Raw genomic sequence first — 17,257 nt, 5'->3', positions numbered from 1 at the left:
ATGAAAATACTCGTCACAGGAGCTGAAGGTTTTATCGGTCGAAATCTATGCTTTCGTCTCCAGGAAGCAGGATATAATGAACTGATTAAGATCGAACGCAATACCTCATCAGAAGACTTGGAGTATGGTCTGAAGCAAGCAGATTTCATTTTCCATCTTGCCGGTATCAACCGCCCCAAGAATGAAAGTGAGTTTGAAGAGGGGAATAGTAACCTTACGAAATATATTGTTGATATTCTACAGAAAAGTAACAAAGCTATTCCTGTCATGCTAAGTTCATCCATACAAGCTGAATCTGATAATGCGTATGGGAAGAGTAAGGCATCTGCAGAAAGAATTATTCAACAGTATGGCACCACAACTCAAGTACCTTATTACATCTATCGCTTACCAAATGTATTTGGTAAATGGTGCCGTCCTAATTATAACTCTTTTGTGGCAACATTTTGTCATCGTATTGCGAATGATGAAGGTATTACAATTAATGACCCGTCAGCAGTTGTAAATCTGGTATATATCGATGATTTTTGTACAGATGCATTAAAATTACTATCTGGTAACGTTAATGCAGGCTACAGAACATTTGGTCCGATTTATTCTGTTACGGTTGGTGAAGTCGCTCAACTCATTCAGAGATTCAAAGAAAGCCGTCAAACATTGATTACTGAAGATGTGGGCGAAGGGTTTACCCGTGCATTGTATTCAACATGGTTGAGCTATTTGTCACCAGAACAATTTGCCTATACGGTTCCTTCTTACAGCGATGACAGAGGCGTATTCTGCGAAGTACTCAAAACGAAAGCTGCTGGGCAGTTTTCATTCTTTACGGCACATCCAGGAATTACACGCGGCGGTCACTATCATCATTCTAAAAATGAGAAATTTATCGTTATTCGCGGCAGTGCTTGTTTCAAATTTGAACATATTATCACTGGCGAGCGATATGAGCTTAATGTTTCATCTAATGAGTTTAAAATCGTAGAAACGGTACCCGGATGGACACATGACATTACTAACAATGGCTCAGAGGAGCTTGTTGTAATGCTTTGGGCAAATGAAATATTTAATCGTTCAGAACCAGATACTATAGCGAGAGTTTTATCGTGAAAAAATTGAAAGTCATGTCAGTCGTTGGGACTCGCCCTGAAATAATTCGACTCTCCCGGGTTCTTGCGAAATTGGATGAATATTGTGATCACCTTATCGTCCATACCGGGCAAAACTACGATTATGAACTGAACGAAGTCTTCTTCCAGGATCTGGGGGTCCGTAAACCTGACTATTTCCTCAATGCCGCAGGTAAGAATGCAGCAGAAACCATTGGGCAGGTCATCATTAAAGTTGATGGGGTTCTTGAGACAGAACAACCAGAAGCGATGTTAGTGCTTGGAGACACCAATTCCTGTATCTCGGCAATACCGGCGAAGCGCCGCAAAATACCGATCTTCCATATGGAAGCGGGTAACCGTTGTTTTGACCAGCGAGTGCCAGAAGAGACTAACCGGAAAATAGTCGATCACACCGCTGATATTAACATGACTTATAGTGATATTGCTCGTGAGTATCTTCTTGCGGAAGGGATCCCTGCCGATCGAATTATTAAAACCGGTAGCCCGATGTTTGAGGTTCTCACTCATTACATGCCGCAGATCGATAGTTCTGATGTTCTTTCTCGTCTGAATTTAACCAGTGGTAACTTCTTTGTTGTCAGTGCTCACAGGGAAGAAAATGTCGATACGCCTAAGCAACTGACGAAACTGGCAAATATTCTCAATACTGTAGCTGAAAAATACAATATGCCTGTCATTGTTTCGACGCACCCGCGTACCCGCAATCGTATCAACGAGAATGGTATTCAGTTCCATAAGAATATTGTACTGCTCAAACCATTAGGTTTTCATGATTACAACCATCTGCAAAAACATGCGCGAGCTGTTTTATCGGATAGTGGGACTATTACAGAAGAGTCATCAATCATGAACTTCCCTGCCATCAATATTCGTGAAGCACATGAGCGCCCGGAAGGTTTTGAAGAAGGGGTGGTAATGATGGTTGGCCTCGAATCTGAACGCGTTCTGCAAGCACTGGAGATTATTGCGACACAGCCGAGGGGAGAAGTACGTTTGCTTCGCCAGGTGAGTGATTACAGTATGCCTAATGTCTCAGATAAAGTTGTGCGTATTATCCATTCATACACTGATTACGTTAAGCGGGTCGTCTGGAAACAGTACTAATGAAACTTGTATTAATCATTGATGATTATTTACCCCATAGCACACGTGTTGGGGCTAAGATGTTTCATGAGTTAGGCCGGGAATTGTTGCGAAAAGGCCATGATGTTACGGTAATTACACCTGATATCAATCTGCAATCCGATTATTCGATTGACATGATTGAAGGTGTCAAAGTTTGGCGTTTTAAAAGTGGCCCGTTGAAGGATATTGGTAAAATTCAGCGAGCAATAAACGAAACGCTTTTATCCTTTCGCGCATGGCGCGCACTGAAGCATCTGATTGAACAAGATACCTTCGATGGCGTGGTCTATTACTCCCCTTCTATTTTTTGGGGGAGTTTAGTTAAAAAGATTAAACAACGCTGCCATAGCCCGGCGTACCTTGTCCTGAGAGATATGTTCCCGCAGTGGATTATCGATGCAGGCATGTTGCAGGCCGGTTCACCAATAGATCGATATTTTAGATATTTCGAACAAAAGTCTTATCGACAGGCTGAGCGTATTGGGCTGATGTCTGATAAAAATCTTGAGATTTTTTGTCAGACTAATAAGGGCTATCCTTGCGAAGTATTACGTAACTGGGCCTTGATGAGCCCAGTCTCAGTGAGTGATGATTATCGTTCGCTTCGTAAGCGCTACCACCTGGATAATAAAGTTATTTTCTTTTATGGCGGCAATATCGGGCATGCGCAGGATATGGCAAATCTGATGCGATTGGCGCGCAGTATGATGCACTATCCCAATGCCCATTTCCTGTTTGTTGGGCAGGGTGATGAAGTTGATTTAATTAACTCACTTGCTGCCGAGTGGAAGTTGACCAATTTCACTCACTTACCTTCAGTAAACCAGGACGAGTTTAAGCTAATTTTATCTGAAGTGGATGTTGGATTATTCTCTCTTTCATCTCGCCATTCTTCACATAATTTTCCAGGGAAATTATTGGGTTATATGGTTCAGTCCCTCCCGATCCTGGGGAGTGTCAATGCCGGTAACGATTTGCTTGATTTGGTGAATGCTCACAAGGCAGGGCTGATTCATATTAATGGTGAAGATGATAAACTTTTGGAGTCTGCACAATTGCTTTTTAATAATTCAGCGTTAAGAAAGGAGTTTGGGCATAACGCTAATGATTTATTAACCTCTCAATTTTCGGTTGAATCGGCAGCACATACTATCGAAGTCAGACTGGAGGCGGGAAAATGCGTTTAATTGATGGCAGTATACTGGATGAACTTTTTCGCAGTGCAGAAAATTCTGAACGTTTACGATCTCATTATTTATTGCATGCATCTCACCAGGAAAAAGTTCAGCGCTTACTCATTGCTTTTGTTCGTGGTAGCTACGTTGAACCCCATTGTCATGAACTACCCCATCAGTGGGAAATGTTTGTTGTTATGCAAGGCCAATTAGAAGTTTGTTTGTATGATGAAAATGGGAAAGTGCAGAATCGATTTTTAGTTGGAGAAGGGAGTGAAACGTGCGTCGTAGAATTTGCCCCTGGCGACATTCACAGCGTCGAGTGCCTGTCTTCAAGAGCCCTAATGATGGAAGTCAAAGAGGGCCCATTTGATCCCTCAAGAGCAAAAGCGTTTAGTCATAGGGCTTAAGAACTCCCGACAGTATGGCATCTTCCGCTATCTACTTTTACTTAACCTGAGTTACCATCTTAGTCACATTCAAGCCGTGCATAAGTGCATGGTGACCACACCTGACAGGAGTACATAATGTCTAAGCAACAGATCGGCGTAGTCGGTATGGCAGTGATGGGGCGCAACCTGGCGCTCAACATCGAAAGCCGTGGTTATACCGTCTCCATCTTCAACCGCTCCCGTGAAAAGACAGAAGAAGTTGTTGCCGAAAATCCAGGCAAAAAACTGGTTCCTTATTACACGGTACAGGAATTCGTCGAATCTCTTGAAACCCCACGTCGTATCCTGTTGATGGTGAAAGCAGGCGCGGGCACCGATGCTGCAATTGATTCCCTGAAACCGTATCTTGATAAAGGCGACATCATCATTGATGGTGGCAACACCTTCTTCCAGGACACCATTCGTCGTAACCGTGAACTCTCTGCTGAAGGTTTCAACTTCATCGGTACCGGTGTTTCCGGTGGTGAAGAGGGCGCGCTGAAAGGCCCATCCATCATGCCTGGTGGTCAGAAAGAAGCCTATGAGCTGGTTGCTCCAATCCTGACCAAGATTGCTGCGGTTGCTGAAGATGGCGAACCGTGCGTGACCTACATTGGTGCAGATGGCGCGGGTCATTATGTGAAAATGGTTCACAACGGTATCGAATACGGTGATATGCAGCTGATCGCAGAAGCTTACTCTCTGCTGAAAGGCGGCCTGAACCTGTCTAACGACGAGCTGGCGACTATCTTCACCGAGTGGAACGAAGGCGAACTGAGCAGCTACCTGATCGACATCACCAAAGATATCTTCACCAAGAAAGATGAAGACGGTAACTATCTGGTTGATGTGATTCTGGACGAAGCCGCTAACAAAGGTACCGGTAAGTGGACCAGCCAGAGCTCCCTGGATCTTGGCGAGCCGCTGTCCCTGATCACCGAGTCCGTATTCGCGCGTTATATCTCCTCTCTGAAAGATCAGCGTGTTGCAGCGTCTAAAGTGCTTTCTGGCCCGAAAGCAGAACTGGCTGGCGACAAAGCGGCTTTCGTTGAGAAAGTTCGCCGCGCGCTATATCTCGGTAAAATCGTTTCTTACGCGCAGGGCTTCTCTCAGCTGCGTGCAGCGTCTGACGAATACAACTGGGATCTGAACTACGGCGAAATCGCGAAGATCTTCCGTGCTGGCTGCATCATTCGCGCACAGTTCCTGCAGAAGATCACCGATGCCTACGCTGAAAATGCCGGTATCGCGAACCTGCTGCTGGCTCCGTACTTCAAAAATATCGCTGATGAGTATCAGCAGGCGTTGCGTGACGTGGTTGCCTACGCTGTACAGAACGGTATTCCGGTGCCGACCTTCGGCGCTGCGGTTGCCTATTATGACAGCTACCGCTCTGCGGTACTGCCGGCTAACCTGATTCAGGCTCAACGTGACTACTTCGGTGCGCATACTTATAAACGTACTGATAAAGAAGGTGTATTCCATACCGAGTGGTTGGATTAATCCTAAATAAATAATAAAAACCCGGCAATGCCGGGTTTTTTTTGCGCGAAATTCTTATTGCTTTATGACCCTGTCTTAAGAGTAACTTAATATTGACCGTTTATTCTCTCTGAAGAAAGTCCGAATTGTTTGTAATTCTATTGCAGTGAATACGCTTACGAGTTAAAAAATTTTAAACGTATTGATGTGATATCACATTATAAATAATTAAGTTTATTCTGAGAGAGTAAAATGAAAGTTACCATCTCTGGTACAGGCTATGTCGGCCTCTCGAACGGCCTGTTGATTGCGCAACACCACGACGTTGTAGCGTTGGACATCATTCCTTCACGTGTGGATATGCTCAATGAGCGTGTCTCGCCTATTGTGGATAAGGAGATCCAACAGTATCTGCGTTCAGGGGAGCTGCGTTTTACCGCAACCACTGATAAATACCTTGCTTATCAGAATGCTGATTACGTCATTATCGCGACGCCAACGGATTACGATCCTAAAACTAATTATTTTAATACGTCCAGCGTTGAGTCAGTTATTCAGGATGTCATTGAGATTAATCCGCAGGCCGTCATGATTATTAAATCAACGGTGCCGGTTGGTTTTACGGATTCGGTGAAGAAAAAATATGCCACCGATAATATTATTTTCTCTCCAGAGTTTTTGCGTGAAGGCAAAGCGTTGTACGACAACCTTCACCCGTCACGGATCGTGATTGGTGAGCGTTCAGAGCGTTCGGAACGTTTTGCTCGTATGCTCCAGCAGGGGGCGATTAAGCAGGACATCCCGACGTTGTTTACCGATTCGACGGAAGCAGAGGCGATTAAACTTTTTGCCAACACCTATCTGGCAATGCGCGTTGCTTACTTTAACGAGCTGGATAGCTACGCGGAAACTCTGGGCCTTAATTCCCGCCAAATCATCGAAGGTGTCTGTCTTGACCCGCGTATCGGCGATCACTACAACAATCCCTCCTTTGGATATGGCGGCTACTGTCTGCCGAAGGATACCAAGCAACTGCTGGCGAACTACCAGTCGGTGCCTAACAACATCATTTCCGCGATTGTTGACGCTAACCGCACGCGTAAAGATTTTATCGCTGACGCGATTCTGGCGCGTAAACCGAAAGTTGTCGGTATCTACCGTCTGATTATGAAAAGCGGCTCTGATAACTTCCGCGCCTCCTCCGTACAGGGCATCATGAAACGCCTGAAAGCGAAGGGGATAACGGTGATAGTGTACGAACCGGTGATGAAAGAGGATGAATTCTTCAGCTCACGCGTGGTTCGCGATCTGGAGGCGTTCAAACAAGAAGCCGATGTTATCGTCTCTAACCGTATGGCAGAAGAGTTAACGGACGTAGCAGAAAAAATTTACACCCGCGATCTTTTTGGCAACGACTAATTCAAATCATTGACAAGCTGAATGCCTTGCCCGATGGGCGTTCAGTCTTTTTTCTTATTCTTTTCAGGTTTCTCTGTTTTTGGTGAAAATCCTATAGAAATTCGGAATGGTCCAGGTAAACTGATGCCCTCGTGGATATTTCTGTTCGGATGTCACTAAGGTTTATATGATTCAAGATAACAATAATGGGCGCAACGGGTATGAGCGTGAGTCGGAGCAGATCGACCTGATCGATTTGTTGATGCAACTCTGGCGTGGCAAGTTGACTATCGTCGTGTGCGTCATCGTCGCCATTGCCCTTGCTGTCGCCTACATCTTTTTAGCGAAAGAGAAATGGACCTCGACCGCTACTATCACGCGTCCGGATGCGGCGCAGATCGCGACCTACCATAACGCTATCAATACTCTCGATTCATCGATTACCTTGTCTGATGTTCAAAACCAGGTCATTAACCGTTTTAATTCTGCATTTATCGCTTTGACTGAAGCGTTGGACAATCAGGAAGAACCTGAGAAGTTGACTATTGAGCCGTCTGTTAAGGGCCAGTCATTGCCCCTTACTGTGTCTTACGTCAGTGACTCAGCCCAGTCCGCTCAGCGCGGTGTAGCCGAATACATCCAGAAAATCGACGAACAAATCGCTGATGAGCTGGAACTTGACCTTAATGACACCATCAAATTGCGTGTGATGAACATTAAGGACGACCTGGAAAACCAGGAAACCGTCGCTCAGGAACAAAAAGACCTGCGTATCAAGCAAATCACCGAATCCCTGAAATATGCGCAGAAAAGTAACGTCACCAAACCGCAGCTTCAGCAGACGCAGGACGTGACTCAGGAAACCATGTTCCTGTTAGGTACCGAAGCGCTGGGCGCAATGGTGGCTAACGAAGCCAGCCGACCGCTGACCTTTGGTGCCGGCTACTACGGTTTGAAGAAAAACCTGCTCGATATCGAGAAACTGAAAGTCGACCCGAAAACCATTCACGTCTATCGTTACGTGATGAAGCCGACGCTGCCAATCCGTCGTGACAGCCCGAAACGTGGCCTGACGCTGGTGCTGGCGGTGCTGCTGGGTGGGATGATTGGTGCCGGTGTTGTACTGGGCCGCAATGCGCTGCGTAACTACAAACCGAAAGCGTAACGCTTATATCAGATAACAAAAAACCGGGCTCGCCCGGTTTTTTTACGTTTGATGAAACTTTACTGATGACGTTTTCGCAGGTTCTCAATCACCGTCGTTAAATCGAGATCCTGATCCTGCAACAGCACCAGCAGGTGATACATCAAATCCGACGCTTCATTGGTCAGCTCAAAGCGGTCTTTCACCGTTGCTGCCAGCGCGGTTTCTACGCCTTCTTCACCCACTTTTTGCGCGATGCGCTTGGTGCCGCTGGCATACAGGCGCGCGGTGTAGGAGCTTTCCGGGTCAGCGGTTTTACGCTCGGCCAGCAGTTGTTCCAGTTGATACAGGAACAGCCACTGGTGGCTGGCGTCGCCGAAGCAGCTGGAAGTGCCTTTGTGGCAGGTTGGGCCAATCGGGTTGACCAGCACCAGCAGCGTGTCGTTGTCGCAGTCGGGCGTGATGCTCACCACGTTAAGGAAATGGCCGGAGGTTTCCCCTTTGGTCCACAGGCGTTCTTTGGTGCGCGAGTAAAACGTCACTTTGCCGGACGACTGGGTTTGCGCCAGCGCCTCTTTATTCATATACCCCAGCATCAATACTTCACCGGAGACCGCGTGTTGCACAATGGCGGGCATCAGTCCGTCGGTTTTTTCCCAGTCCAGTCGTTCAGTTAACATACCCGTATCTCCACGCCCTGTGCGGCCAGGTACGCTTTTAATTCACCAATATTAATAATTTGCTTGTGGAATACCGAGGCGGCCAGCGCGCCATCGACATCCGCATCGCGGAAGGCTTCGAGGAAGTGTTCCATTGTGCCTGCGCCGCCCGAGGCAATCAGCGGAACGTGGCAGACTTCACGCACTTTTTTCAGTTGCGCCAGGTCGTAGCCATTACGCACGCCATCCTGGTTCATCATGTTGAGGACGATTTCACCTGCGCCGCGTTTTTGCACTTCCTGCACCCAGTCGAGGGTTTCCCATTGGGTGACACGGGTGCGGCTTTCGTCGCCGGTGTATTGATTAACATGATATTTTCCACTGTCGGCGTCAAACCAGGTATCAATTCCGACCACGATGCACTGCACGCCAAAGCGATCCGCCAGGCGGGTAATCAGCTCCGGGTCGGCCAGCGCCGGGGAGTTAATGGAAATTTTGTCCGCACCGAAAGAGAGAATTTTCGCCGCATCGTCGATGGATTTGATGCCACCGGCGACGCAGAAGGGGATATCAATCACTTCCGCGACGCGAGAAACCCAGCTTTTATCAACAACACGGCCATCGCTGGAGGCGGTGATATCGTAAAATACTAATTCGTCTGCACCTTCGTCTGCATAGCGTTTTGCCAGCGGGACGATGTCGCCGATAATTTCGTGATTACGGAACTGCACGCCTTTGACAACCTGACCATCGCGTACGTCCAGACAGGGGATTATCCGTTTTGCCAGCATTGGATGGCCTCCGTTACGGTGAATTTATCTTCCAGCAGTGCGCGTCCGACAATCACGCCGCGCACGCCGGTGCCGCGCAGGGCGGCGATGTCAGCCAACGAACCAATGCCGCCGGAAGACTGAAACGCCACTTGCGGGTAGCGAGCGCAAACTTCTTCATACAACGAGACGTTAGAGCCCGCCAGTGTGCCGTCACGCGAAATATCGGTGCACAGTACGTGTTGCAGACCAACCGGCAGATAAGTTTCGACCAGTTCTTCCAGCGTGACGCCGGAGTTTTCCTGCCAGCCGCTCACCGCGACTTGCTTCGTGCCTTGCTCATCAATGCGTACGTCCAGCGCCAGCACCAGGTGCTCCGCGCCAAAGCGGGTAAACCAGCCTTTAACGATTTCTGGCGATTTTACCGCCGTCGAACCAACAACCACGCGCTCAACGCCTGCATCAAGTAGAGCGGCAACATCGTCTTCGGTACGCACGCCGCCGCCAACCTGTACCGGTACGTTCACGCCCGCAACCAGTTGTTTCAGCAGCGGGATCTGGCGCAGTGTCGGGTCTTTCGCGCCGGTTAAATCGACCAGGTGCAGCACTTGTGCGCCCTGAGCGGCGTAATCCTGTAAACGCGGCAGTGGGTCGTTACCGTAATCGCGCTGTTGGGCGTAGTCGCCCTGATGCAAACGCACCACAGTGCCATTAATTAAATCTAAAGCTGGAATGATCATTACATCTCCAGGAAGTTTTTCAGCAGTTGCGCCCCGGCTGCACCGGAACGTTCCGGGTGGAACTGCACACCGTAAAAGTTATCTTTCTGCACTGCGGCGGTGAACGGTTCGCCGTAGTTACACTGTGCGATGGTATACGGGTTCACCGGCATGGCGTAGCTGTGAACGAAATAGAAGTACGCGCCATCTTCGATACCCCGGAACAGACGGTCGCCCGCTTTCGGGTAGACGCGGTTCCAGCCCATGTGCGGCAGCGGCAGGCCGAAGTCGGTCATTTTCGGTACATCCTGGTCAATAATGCCCAGCAGGTCGACGCCGTTACTTTCTGCGCTACGGCTACCGAGGATTTGCATCCCGAGGCAAATGCCCAGCACCGGTTGGGTACAGGCTTTAATCAGTTCGACCAGTTCACGCTCGCGAATCTGGTCCATCGCTGCCTGCGCGGTCCCCACGCCTGGCAGAAACAGTTTGTCGGCGCGCAGCACCACGTCCGGGGCGCGGCTTACCAGCGGATCATAGCCGTGGCGGCTGATGGCGGACTTCACCGAGTTCAGGTTGGCGCAGCCGGTATCGAGGATAACGACGTTCATCACAGCACTCCTTTTGAGGAGGGAAGGGTATCGCCTTCCACGCGGATCGCCTGGCGCAGCGTGCGACCAAAGACTTTGAACAGACTCTCCACGCGGTGGTGATCGTTTTTGCCTTTGGTTTTCAGATGCAGTGTGACGCCCATGGTGTAGGAGAGCGAGCGGAAGAAGTGCTCGATCATCTCGGTGCTCAGGTCGCCCACACGCTGGTAGTTGTACTCGGCTTTATACTCGAGGTGCGGACGCCCGGAGATATCCAGTGCGCAGCGTGCCAGGCATTCGTCCATCGGCAGGACAAAGCCGAAACGATTGATGCCGCGTTTGTCGCCCAGCGCCATTTTTAACGCTTCGCCCAGCGCCAGCCCGGTGTCTTCCACCGTGTGGTGATCGTCGATATACAGGTCGCCCTGTACGGCAATCTCCATGCGAAAGCCGCCGTGGGTGGCGATTTGGTCCAGCATGTGGTCAAAAAAACCGACGCCGGTGCTGATTTTGCTGCCGCCTTCACGGTCGAGCCAGACTTTAACGTCGATCTGTGTTTCTTTGGTTTTACGCTCAACGTGCGCGTAGCGGTCGCGGCGAGTGAGTTGCGCGCCAATCGTCGCCCAGTTCAGCGTGTCGCGGTTATAACGCAGGCCGATGATATCCATGTTTTCTGCCAACTGGATATCGGTGGCGCGGTCGCCAATCACGTAGCTGTTGGCTTTTTCCATTACACCATCGGCCAGCCAGGCGGTAACCAGCTTCGTTTTCGGCTTGCGGCAGTCGCAGTCATCTGCCGGGAAGTGCGGACAAATCAGCACGTCTTCGAAGTTAACGCCCTGCGAGGTGAAAATCTGCATCATCAGATTATGCGGGCCGTCAAAATCCGCCTGCGGATAACTGTCGGTGCCCAGCCCATCCTGATTGGTGACCATCACCAGCTTGTAGCCCGCTTTTTGCAGGGTCAGCAGCGTCGGAATAACGTCCGGTTCAAATTCCAGTTTCTCGAAACGGTCAACCTGGAAATCGCTCGGCGGCTCTGCAATCAGGGTGCCGTCGCGGTCAATAAAGAGAAACTTCTGGGTCATACATTCTCCGCATTCAAAGCGTCAATAACGCGCTGGCTCTCTTCGCGGGTGCCGATGGTGATACGCAAACAGCCGCTTAAAGAAGGTTGTTTATTCTGGTCTCGTAAGATAATGCCCTGATCCCACATAGATTTAAACACTGCGCTGGAAGCTTTAATGCGCACAAGAATGTAATTGGTTTCAGAGTTGAAGACCTGCTCCACGCAAGGGATGCCATCAAGGTTCGCCACCAGATACTGACGCTCTGCCAGAATTTGCGCCACGCGTTCGCGCATCGCGGTGATGCCCTGCGGCGCCAGCGCCTGCGCGGCAATATCAGCAACCGGTGTGGAGAGCGGATAAGGGGCAATCACTTTCAACAGAAGGGCGATAACCTCTTCGTTCGCCAGGGTAAAACCACAACGAAGGCCGGCGAGGGCAAAGGCTTTGGAGAGCGTGCGCAAGATCACCAGATTGGGGTATTCGTTCAGCCAGCCTGCTAGCGTCGCCTGCGGACAAAATTCAATGTAGGCTTCATCGGCAACCACCAGCGCTTTACCGCGCGTCATCTCCAGCAGCGTGCGGAAATCCTGCGGGTTTATCAGCTGCCCGGTTGGGTTATTCGGGCTGCAAACGTAAACCACTTTCACGCCGTCGAGCTTATCGGCGATACCAGGGAGATCGAGCTGCCAGTTTTCCAGCGTCGGTACGGTGCGGCACTCTACGCCAATGGTTTCGGCGCTCACGCTGTACATGCCGTAAGTCGGCGGGCAGTAAAGAATTGCATCTTTACCCGGTTCACAAAACGTGCGCACCAGCAGTTCGATGCCTTCATCTGCGCCACGGCTGACCAGCACTTGTTCCGGCTTTACGCCTGCATAGGCGGCGTAGTTTTCAATCACCGCTTTTGGCTGACATTCCGGGTAGCGGTTCAGCGTTTGCGCGGTAAGCTGAAATTCGACCGGCGTCGGGAACTCGTTGGCATTGAGCCAGACATCGCCTTTGCCGCCCAGGCGGCGAGCGGACTGGTAGGGCGTCAGATTACGCACATTCTCGCGGGCTAATTCTTCAATGCTCATGCTTGCTCCTTCAGGGCGTTTACGCGCAGGGTGACGGCATTTTTGTGGGCGGTCAGCAGTTCGGCTGCGGCCAGCGTTTCAATGGTGGCGGCGAGAGACGCAAAACCGTCGCGAGAGAGTTCCTGCACGGTCATGCGTTTCTGGAAATCCGCCAGTCCCAGGCTGGAGCAGGTTGCGGTGTAACCGTAGGTCGGCAGCACGTGGTTGGTGCCGGAGGCGTAATCCCCCGCTGATTCCGGTGACCAGTCGCCAAGGAAAACCGAACCCGCGCTGGTGATTTGATCGACCAGTTCACGCGCGTTACGGGTCTGAATGATGAGGTGCTCCGGGCCGTAGGCGTTGGAAATTTCCACACACTGAGCGATGTCGCGAGCGACAATCAAACGGCTGGCGGAAAGCGCCTGACGCGCGGTGTCGGCACGCGAGAGATCCGCAAGCTGGCGTTCCACGGCTTCCGCCACGCCACGCGCGATGTTGGCATCTGGCGTCAGCAGGATCACCTGTGAATCCGGGCCGTGTTCCGCCTGCGACAGTAAATCGGCGGCGATAAAGTCTGGCGTTGCGCCACTGTCGGCAATCACCAGCACTTCAGACGGGCCAGCAGGCATATCAATCGCCGCGCCATCAAGGCGCTGGCTAACCTGGCGTTTGGCTTCGGTGACGAACGCGTTGCCCGGGCCAAAGATTTTATCAACCTTAGGAACTGACTCGGTGCCGAGTGCGAGCGCGGCAATGGCCTGCGCACCGCCGACTTTAAACACCTCTTTCACGCCGCATAGCTGTGCGGCATAAAGAATTTCATCAGCAATCGGCGGAGGAGAACAGAGCACCACTTTCTGGCAACCGGCGATACGCGCGGGTGTCGCCAGCATTAATACGGTGGAGAAAAGCGGCGCGGAGCCGCCCGGAATATAAAGGCCCACCGAGGCGATAGGGCGCGTGACCTGCTGGCAGCGCACGCCCGGCTGAGTTTCGATATCCACGCCCGGCAGAATTTGCGCGGTGTGGAAGGTATCGATATTTTTTACCGCGACGTTCATCGCGGCTTTCAGTTCATCGCTCAGGCGGTTACTGGCCTCGGCGATTTCCTCTTCAGTGACTTTCAGCGCGGTCACGTCGGTTTTATCAAACTTCGCGCTATATTCGCGCAGGGCACGGTCGCCGTTTTGCTTAACGTTATCCAGGATCTCCGCGACGGTGCGCGTAATGCTGTCGGAAGCCGAAATCGCCGGGCGCATCAGCAGCGCCTGCTGCTCTTCCTTATTACAACCATTCCAGTCGATCAGGGTGTTAAAGCTCATGGTCGTTACTCCATCATCTTCTCAATCGGCAGCACCAGAATCGAGCTGGCACCCAGCGCTTTCAGTTTTTCCATTGTTTCCCAGAATAGGGTTTCGCTGCTCACCATGTGCATGGCTACGCGCTGTTGGTCGCCCGCCAGCGGCAGAATGGTTGGACGTTCGGCACCCGGCAGCAGGGCGATCACTTCATCCAGACGTTCGGTTGGGGCGTGCATCATGATGTATTTCGATTCGCGCGCCTGAATAACGCCCTGAATACGGGTCAGCAGACGGTCAATCAGCTGCTGTTTGGCTTCGCTCATTTCGCCGTCGCGCTGGATAAGACAGGCTTTAGAGCGGTAAATCACTTCCACTTCACGCAGTCCGTTGGCTTCAAGCGTTGCGCCGGTGGAAACCAGGTCACAAATTGCATCGGCGAGGCCAGCGCGCGGGGCGACTTCGACGGAACCGTTCAGCAGGCAAGATTTAAACGCGATGCCTTTCTGGTCGAGATAACGTTTGAGCAGGTGCGGGTAAGAGGTGGCAATACGTTTGCCGTCCAGACCTGCCGGGCCATCCCAGGCTTCGTCGACGGCGGTAGCCAGCGACAGGCGACAGCCGCCGAAATCAAGACGACGCAGGGTGAAATAACGTGGGTCTTCGCCTTGCGCACGGCGGCTCAGCAGCTCTTCTTCCAGCACGTTTTCGCCGATGATGCCGAGGTCGACCACGCCATCCATAATCAGCCCCGGAATATCGTCGTCACGCACGCGCAGAATATCGATAGGCATGTTCTCCGCCATCGCGATCAGGCGCTGAGTGTGGAGATTGATTTTAATGCCGCAACGGGCGAGTAATTCGCGTGAATCATCGCTCAGGCGACCTGATTTCTGCATAGCTATGCGTAAACGGCTGTTATCTAACATTCTGATTTCCTCTTACCCTGCTGAATTTAGTTCAAAAAAAAGCCCCCGGAAGAAATCTTCCGGGGGCTCTCTTGCGTTCATGCACCACTGGAAGATCTAGACGTCTCCCAGCACACATCGCCTGAAAGACTAGTCAGGATGATGGTGATGATGGTGGTGTTTAAATTGAACGCACATAATTAATTTCTCGTTGAATGAGTATTCACTTGATGTCTTTTAACCTAGCCCACTTTCACCGTTGAAGGCAAGGGGTTTTTTCAATCTTTAAATCATTTCATATTCACAGTATAAATTGTCAGTTCTCGCAGGCTGGCGTAGCCTTATAGAAGAAGGATAGCCAGAAACCAGGAGAGCAGGCATGAAAAAGGTCGCGATTGTCGGATTAGGTTGGTTGGGCATGCCGCTGGCGCTGGCGCTGACGGCGCGTGGGTGGCAGGTTACCGGCAGCAAAACGACGCAGGATGGAGTGGAAGCGGCGCGGATGTGCGGCATTGACAGTTACCCGTTACGCCTTGAACCGCAACTGGTTTGTGAAGCGGATGATTTAGATGCGCTTATGAATGTTGACGCACTGGTCATTACCTTACCGGCGCGTCGCAGCGGGGAGGGGGAGGATTTTTATCGCCAGGCGGTACAGGAGATAGTGGATACCGCACTCGCGCATCATATCCCGCGCATTATTTTTACCAGCTCAACCTCGGTGTACGGTAACACGCAGGGTACGATTAAAGAGAGTACGCCGCGCGACCCCGTAACGTCGAGCGGCAAGGTCCTGAAAGAGCTGGAAGACTGGCTGCATCATCTGCCGGGGACGTCCGTTGATATTTTGCGTCTGGCGGGGCTGGTGGGGCCGGGTCGTCATCCTGGCCGATTCTTCGCCGGGAAATCCGCGCCAGACGGCCAGCATGGCGTCAATCTGGTGCATCTGGAGGATGTGATTTCAGCGATTACGCTGTTATTGCAGGCTCCGAGAGGCGGACATATCTATAATATATGTGCGCCCCTCCATCCGGCCCGCGAAATTTTTTATCCGCAAATGGCGCGCGAGCTGGGACTGGAGACGCCGGTGTTTTCGCAGCATGCGGGCAGCGGCACGGGCAAACTTATTGATGGCAACCGAATTTGCCATGAACTGGGTTTCGAATACCAGTATCCTGATCCGCTGTTAATGCCGATGGAATAATCCGCCTCGGCGTTCAGCCTGATGCAAGGGGACGACCATGAAGCCTTTGCTTGATGTGCTGATTATTCTTGATGCATTAGATAAAGAAGGGAGCTTTGCCGCGGCGTCGGCAAAGCTCTACAAAACCCCCTCAGCCCTCAGTTACACCGTTCACAAGCTGGAAAGCGACCTCAATATTCAACTTCTTGATCGCAGTGGTCATCGGGCGACCTTCACCCGCACCGGGCAGATGCTGCTGGAAAAAGGCAGAGAAGTGTTGCACACGGTGCGTGAGCTGGAGCAGCAGGCGATTAAACTGCACGAAGGTTGGGAAAATGAACTGGTGATTGGCGTGGATGATACATTTCCTTTTTCACTGCTGGCACCATTAATTGAAACCTTTTATCAACATCACAGTGTTACCCGGCTGAAATTTATTAATGGCGTTCTGGGCGGATCGTGGCAGGCGCTAATTCAGGGCAACGCGGATATTATCGTCGGCGCATTGCGTGAACCGCCGCCGTTAAGCGGCTTTGGGTTTATGCCTCTTGGCCAACTGGAGCAGATTTTTGTGGTGGCGGCGCATCATCCGTTGGCGCAAATGCCGGAGCCGTTGTCCCGGCGTACAATCAAACGTTTTCGCGCGATTGTGGTCGGTGATAACACCTCATCAGAGTGTGCCACATTTCAGCAACTTCTTGACGATCAACAAGCGATCACGGTCTTCGATTTCAAAACCAAACTTGAATTACAAATCAGTGGTTTAGGTTGTGGTTATGTACCCCGATATCTCGCGCAACGCTTCCTTGAAAGTGGGGCGCTGGTTGAAAAATCTGTCGTTGCCCATATCCCCTTTGAACCGGTCTGGATTGGCTGGAATGAACAGACCTCCGGGCTCGCCAGTGTATGGTGGCGGGATGCTGTTTTAGCAAATAGTGCTATAGCTGCGGTCTATAATTCGACCGGTGCTGAATAATCAATCGGTTAGACAGCGAAGTTAGCCGATCGGCTTCACATTCTCTTGTATTTTTATGTCAATTTGATGCAGAATGTGCCGCTTGCAAAATATGAGACTAACCGACGTTTTAATACGCGTCGGTTATTTTTTTGCATCAAACAA

General features: G+C 50.9%; 18 protein-coding genes and 1 other annotated feature. Of the genes, 9 read left to right on the top strand and 9 right to left on the bottom strand.

Annotation, left to right across the window (positions count from 1 at the left end):
* The 7 genes from wbjC to wzzB all read left to right on the top strand — a co-directional run bounded on the left by wbjC (window position 1) and on the right by wzzB (window position 7,906).
* The gene (wbjC, locus tag NMC31_RS07695; protein WP_253897602.1) at window positions 1-1,107 is read left to right on the top strand and encodes a UDP-2-acetamido-2,6-beta-L-arabino-hexul-4-ose reductase; all 1,107 of its coding nucleotides are present in this window, start codon (window positions 1-3) and stop codon (window positions 1,105-1,107) included.
* Window positions 1,104-2,234, top strand: a complete 1,131-nt coding sequence (gene wecB, locus NMC31_RS07690; protein WP_253897500.1) for a non-hydrolyzing UDP-N-acetylglucosamine 2-epimerase — start codon at window positions 1,104-1,106, stop codon at window positions 2,232-2,234. Before wbjC ends, wecB begins: the two co-directional genes overlap by 4 nt.
* Window positions 2,234-3,442: a glycosyltransferase family 4 protein gene (locus NMC31_RS07685; protein WP_253897499.1), complete on the top strand. Its 1,209-nt coding sequence runs from the start codon at window positions 2,234-2,236 to the stop codon at window positions 3,440-3,442. The genes wecB and NMC31_RS07685 overlap by 1 nt, the downstream gene beginning before the upstream one ends.
* Window positions 3,433-3,840 (top strand): WbuC family cupin fold metalloprotein, encoded by a 408-nt coding sequence (locus NMC31_RS07680; protein ID WP_253897498.1) that lies wholly within the window; start codon window positions 3,433-3,435, stop codon window positions 3,838-3,840. The genes NMC31_RS07685 and NMC31_RS07680 overlap by 10 nt, the downstream gene beginning before the upstream one ends.
* A gap of 117 nt (window positions 3,841-3,957) precedes the next feature.
* A complete protein-coding gene (gnd, locus tag NMC31_RS07675; protein ID WP_108473768.1) occupies window positions 3,958-5,364 on the top strand; it encodes an NADP-dependent phosphogluconate dehydrogenase in 1,407 nt (468 codons plus the stop codon).
* 231 nt (window positions 5,365-5,595) lie between these two features.
* Window positions 5,596-6,762 (top strand): UDP-glucose 6-dehydrogenase, encoded by a 1,167-nt coding sequence (gene ugd / locus NMC31_RS07670; RefSeq protein ID WP_253897497.1) that lies wholly within the window; start codon window positions 5,596-5,598, stop codon window positions 6,760-6,762.
* A gap of 169 nt (window positions 6,763-6,931) precedes the next feature.
* The gene (wzzB, locus tag NMC31_RS07665; protein ID WP_436649893.1) at window positions 6,932-7,906 is read left to right on the top strand and encodes an LPS O-antigen chain length determinant protein WzzB; all 975 of its coding nucleotides are present in this window, start codon (window positions 6,932-6,934) and stop codon (window positions 7,904-7,906) included.
* Window positions 7,907-7,965: 59 nt separating this feature from the next.
* Here wzzB and hisIE read toward each other — a convergent pair whose 3' ends face one another.
* The 9 genes from hisIE to hisL form a co-directional block, all read right to left on the bottom strand.
* Window positions 7,966-8,565 carry a bifunctional phosphoribosyl-AMP cyclohydrolase/phosphoribosyl-ATP diphosphatase HisIE gene (hisIE, locus tag NMC31_RS07660; RefSeq protein ID WP_253897495.1) on the bottom strand — a complete coding sequence of 200 codons (600 nt, stop codon included), beginning with the start codon at window positions 8,563-8,565 and terminating at the stop codon, window positions 7,966-7,968.
* Window positions 8,559-9,335, bottom strand: a complete 777-nt coding sequence (gene hisF / locus NMC31_RS07655) for an imidazole glycerol phosphate synthase subunit HisF (RefSeq protein ID WP_149462356.1) — start codon at window positions 9,333-9,335, stop codon at window positions 8,559-8,561. Before hisF ends, hisIE begins: the two co-directional genes overlap by 7 nt.
* On the bottom strand, window positions 9,317-10,054 hold the full coding sequence (gene hisA / locus NMC31_RS07650; protein WP_253897494.1) for a 1-(5-phosphoribosyl)-5-[(5-phosphoribosylamino)methylideneamino]imidazole-4-carboxamide isomerase: 738 nt from the start codon (window positions 10,052-10,054) through the stop codon (window positions 9,317-9,319). Before hisA ends, hisF begins: the two co-directional genes overlap by 19 nt.
* On the bottom strand, window positions 10,054-10,644 hold the full coding sequence (gene hisH, locus NMC31_RS07645) for an imidazole glycerol phosphate synthase subunit HisH (RefSeq protein ID WP_253897493.1): 591 nt from the start codon (window positions 10,642-10,644) through the stop codon (window positions 10,054-10,056). The genes hisA and hisH overlap by 1 nt, the downstream gene beginning before the upstream one ends.
* Window positions 10,644-11,711: a bifunctional histidinol-phosphatase/imidazoleglycerol-phosphate dehydratase HisB gene (hisB, locus tag NMC31_RS07640; protein WP_253897492.1), complete on the bottom strand. Its 1,068-nt coding sequence runs from the start codon at window positions 11,709-11,711 to the stop codon at window positions 10,644-10,646. Before hisB ends, hisH begins: the two co-directional genes overlap by 1 nt.
* Window positions 11,708-12,769 (bottom strand): histidinol-phosphate transaminase, encoded by a 1,062-nt coding sequence (gene hisC, locus NMC31_RS07635; protein WP_253897491.1) that lies wholly within the window; start codon window positions 12,767-12,769, stop codon window positions 11,708-11,710. Before hisC ends, hisB begins: the two co-directional genes overlap by 4 nt.
* Complete coding sequence (gene hisD / locus NMC31_RS07630) at window positions 12,766-14,070, bottom strand: histidinol dehydrogenase (RefSeq protein ID WP_253897490.1); 1,305 nt, start codon at window positions 14,068-14,070, stop codon at window positions 12,766-12,768. The genes hisC and hisD overlap by 4 nt, the downstream gene beginning before the upstream one ends.
* A gap of 5 nt (window positions 14,071-14,075) precedes the next feature.
* Complete coding sequence (gene hisG, locus NMC31_RS07625) at window positions 14,076-14,975, bottom strand: ATP phosphoribosyltransferase (RefSeq protein ID WP_149462350.1); 900 nt, start codon at window positions 14,973-14,975, stop codon at window positions 14,076-14,078.
* Between the two features lie 33 nt (window positions 14,976-15,008).
* Window positions 15,009-15,129: a sequence feature (His leader region), on the bottom strand.
* Window positions 15,105-15,155: a his operon leader peptide gene (gene hisL / locus NMC31_RS07620; RefSeq protein ID WP_113857321.1), complete on the bottom strand. Its 51-nt coding sequence runs from the start codon at window positions 15,153-15,155 to the stop codon at window positions 15,105-15,107. It overlaps the preceding feature by 25 nt.
* A gap of 178 nt (window positions 15,156-15,333) precedes the next feature.
* On the opposite strand from hisL, the gene NMC31_RS07615 reads away from it, so the two are divergent.
* Both NMC31_RS07615 and NMC31_RS07610 read left to right on the top strand, forming a co-directional pair.
* Window positions 15,334-16,158, top strand: coding sequence for an SDR family oxidoreductase (locus tag NMC31_RS07615; protein ID WP_253897489.1), 825 nt, complete (start codon window positions 15,334-15,336; stop codon window positions 16,156-16,158).
* Window positions 16,159-16,195: 37 nt separating this feature from the next.
* Window positions 16,196-17,113 carry a LysR family transcriptional regulator gene (locus tag NMC31_RS07610; RefSeq protein ID WP_149462348.1) on the top strand — a complete coding sequence of 306 codons (918 nt, stop codon included), beginning with the start codon at window positions 16,196-16,198 and terminating at the stop codon, window positions 17,111-17,113.
* The last annotated feature ends 144 nt before the right edge of the window (window positions 17,114-17,257 follow it).

The organism is Pseudocitrobacter vendiensis (assembly GCF_943590815.1).
GTDB classification, from domain to species: Bacteria; Pseudomonadota; Gammaproteobacteria; order Enterobacterales; family Enterobacteriaceae; genus Pseudocitrobacter; species Pseudocitrobacter vendiensis.
Note: the sequence above shows the minus strand (reverse complement) of the source record. Positions and strands in the feature narration are given on the sequence as shown.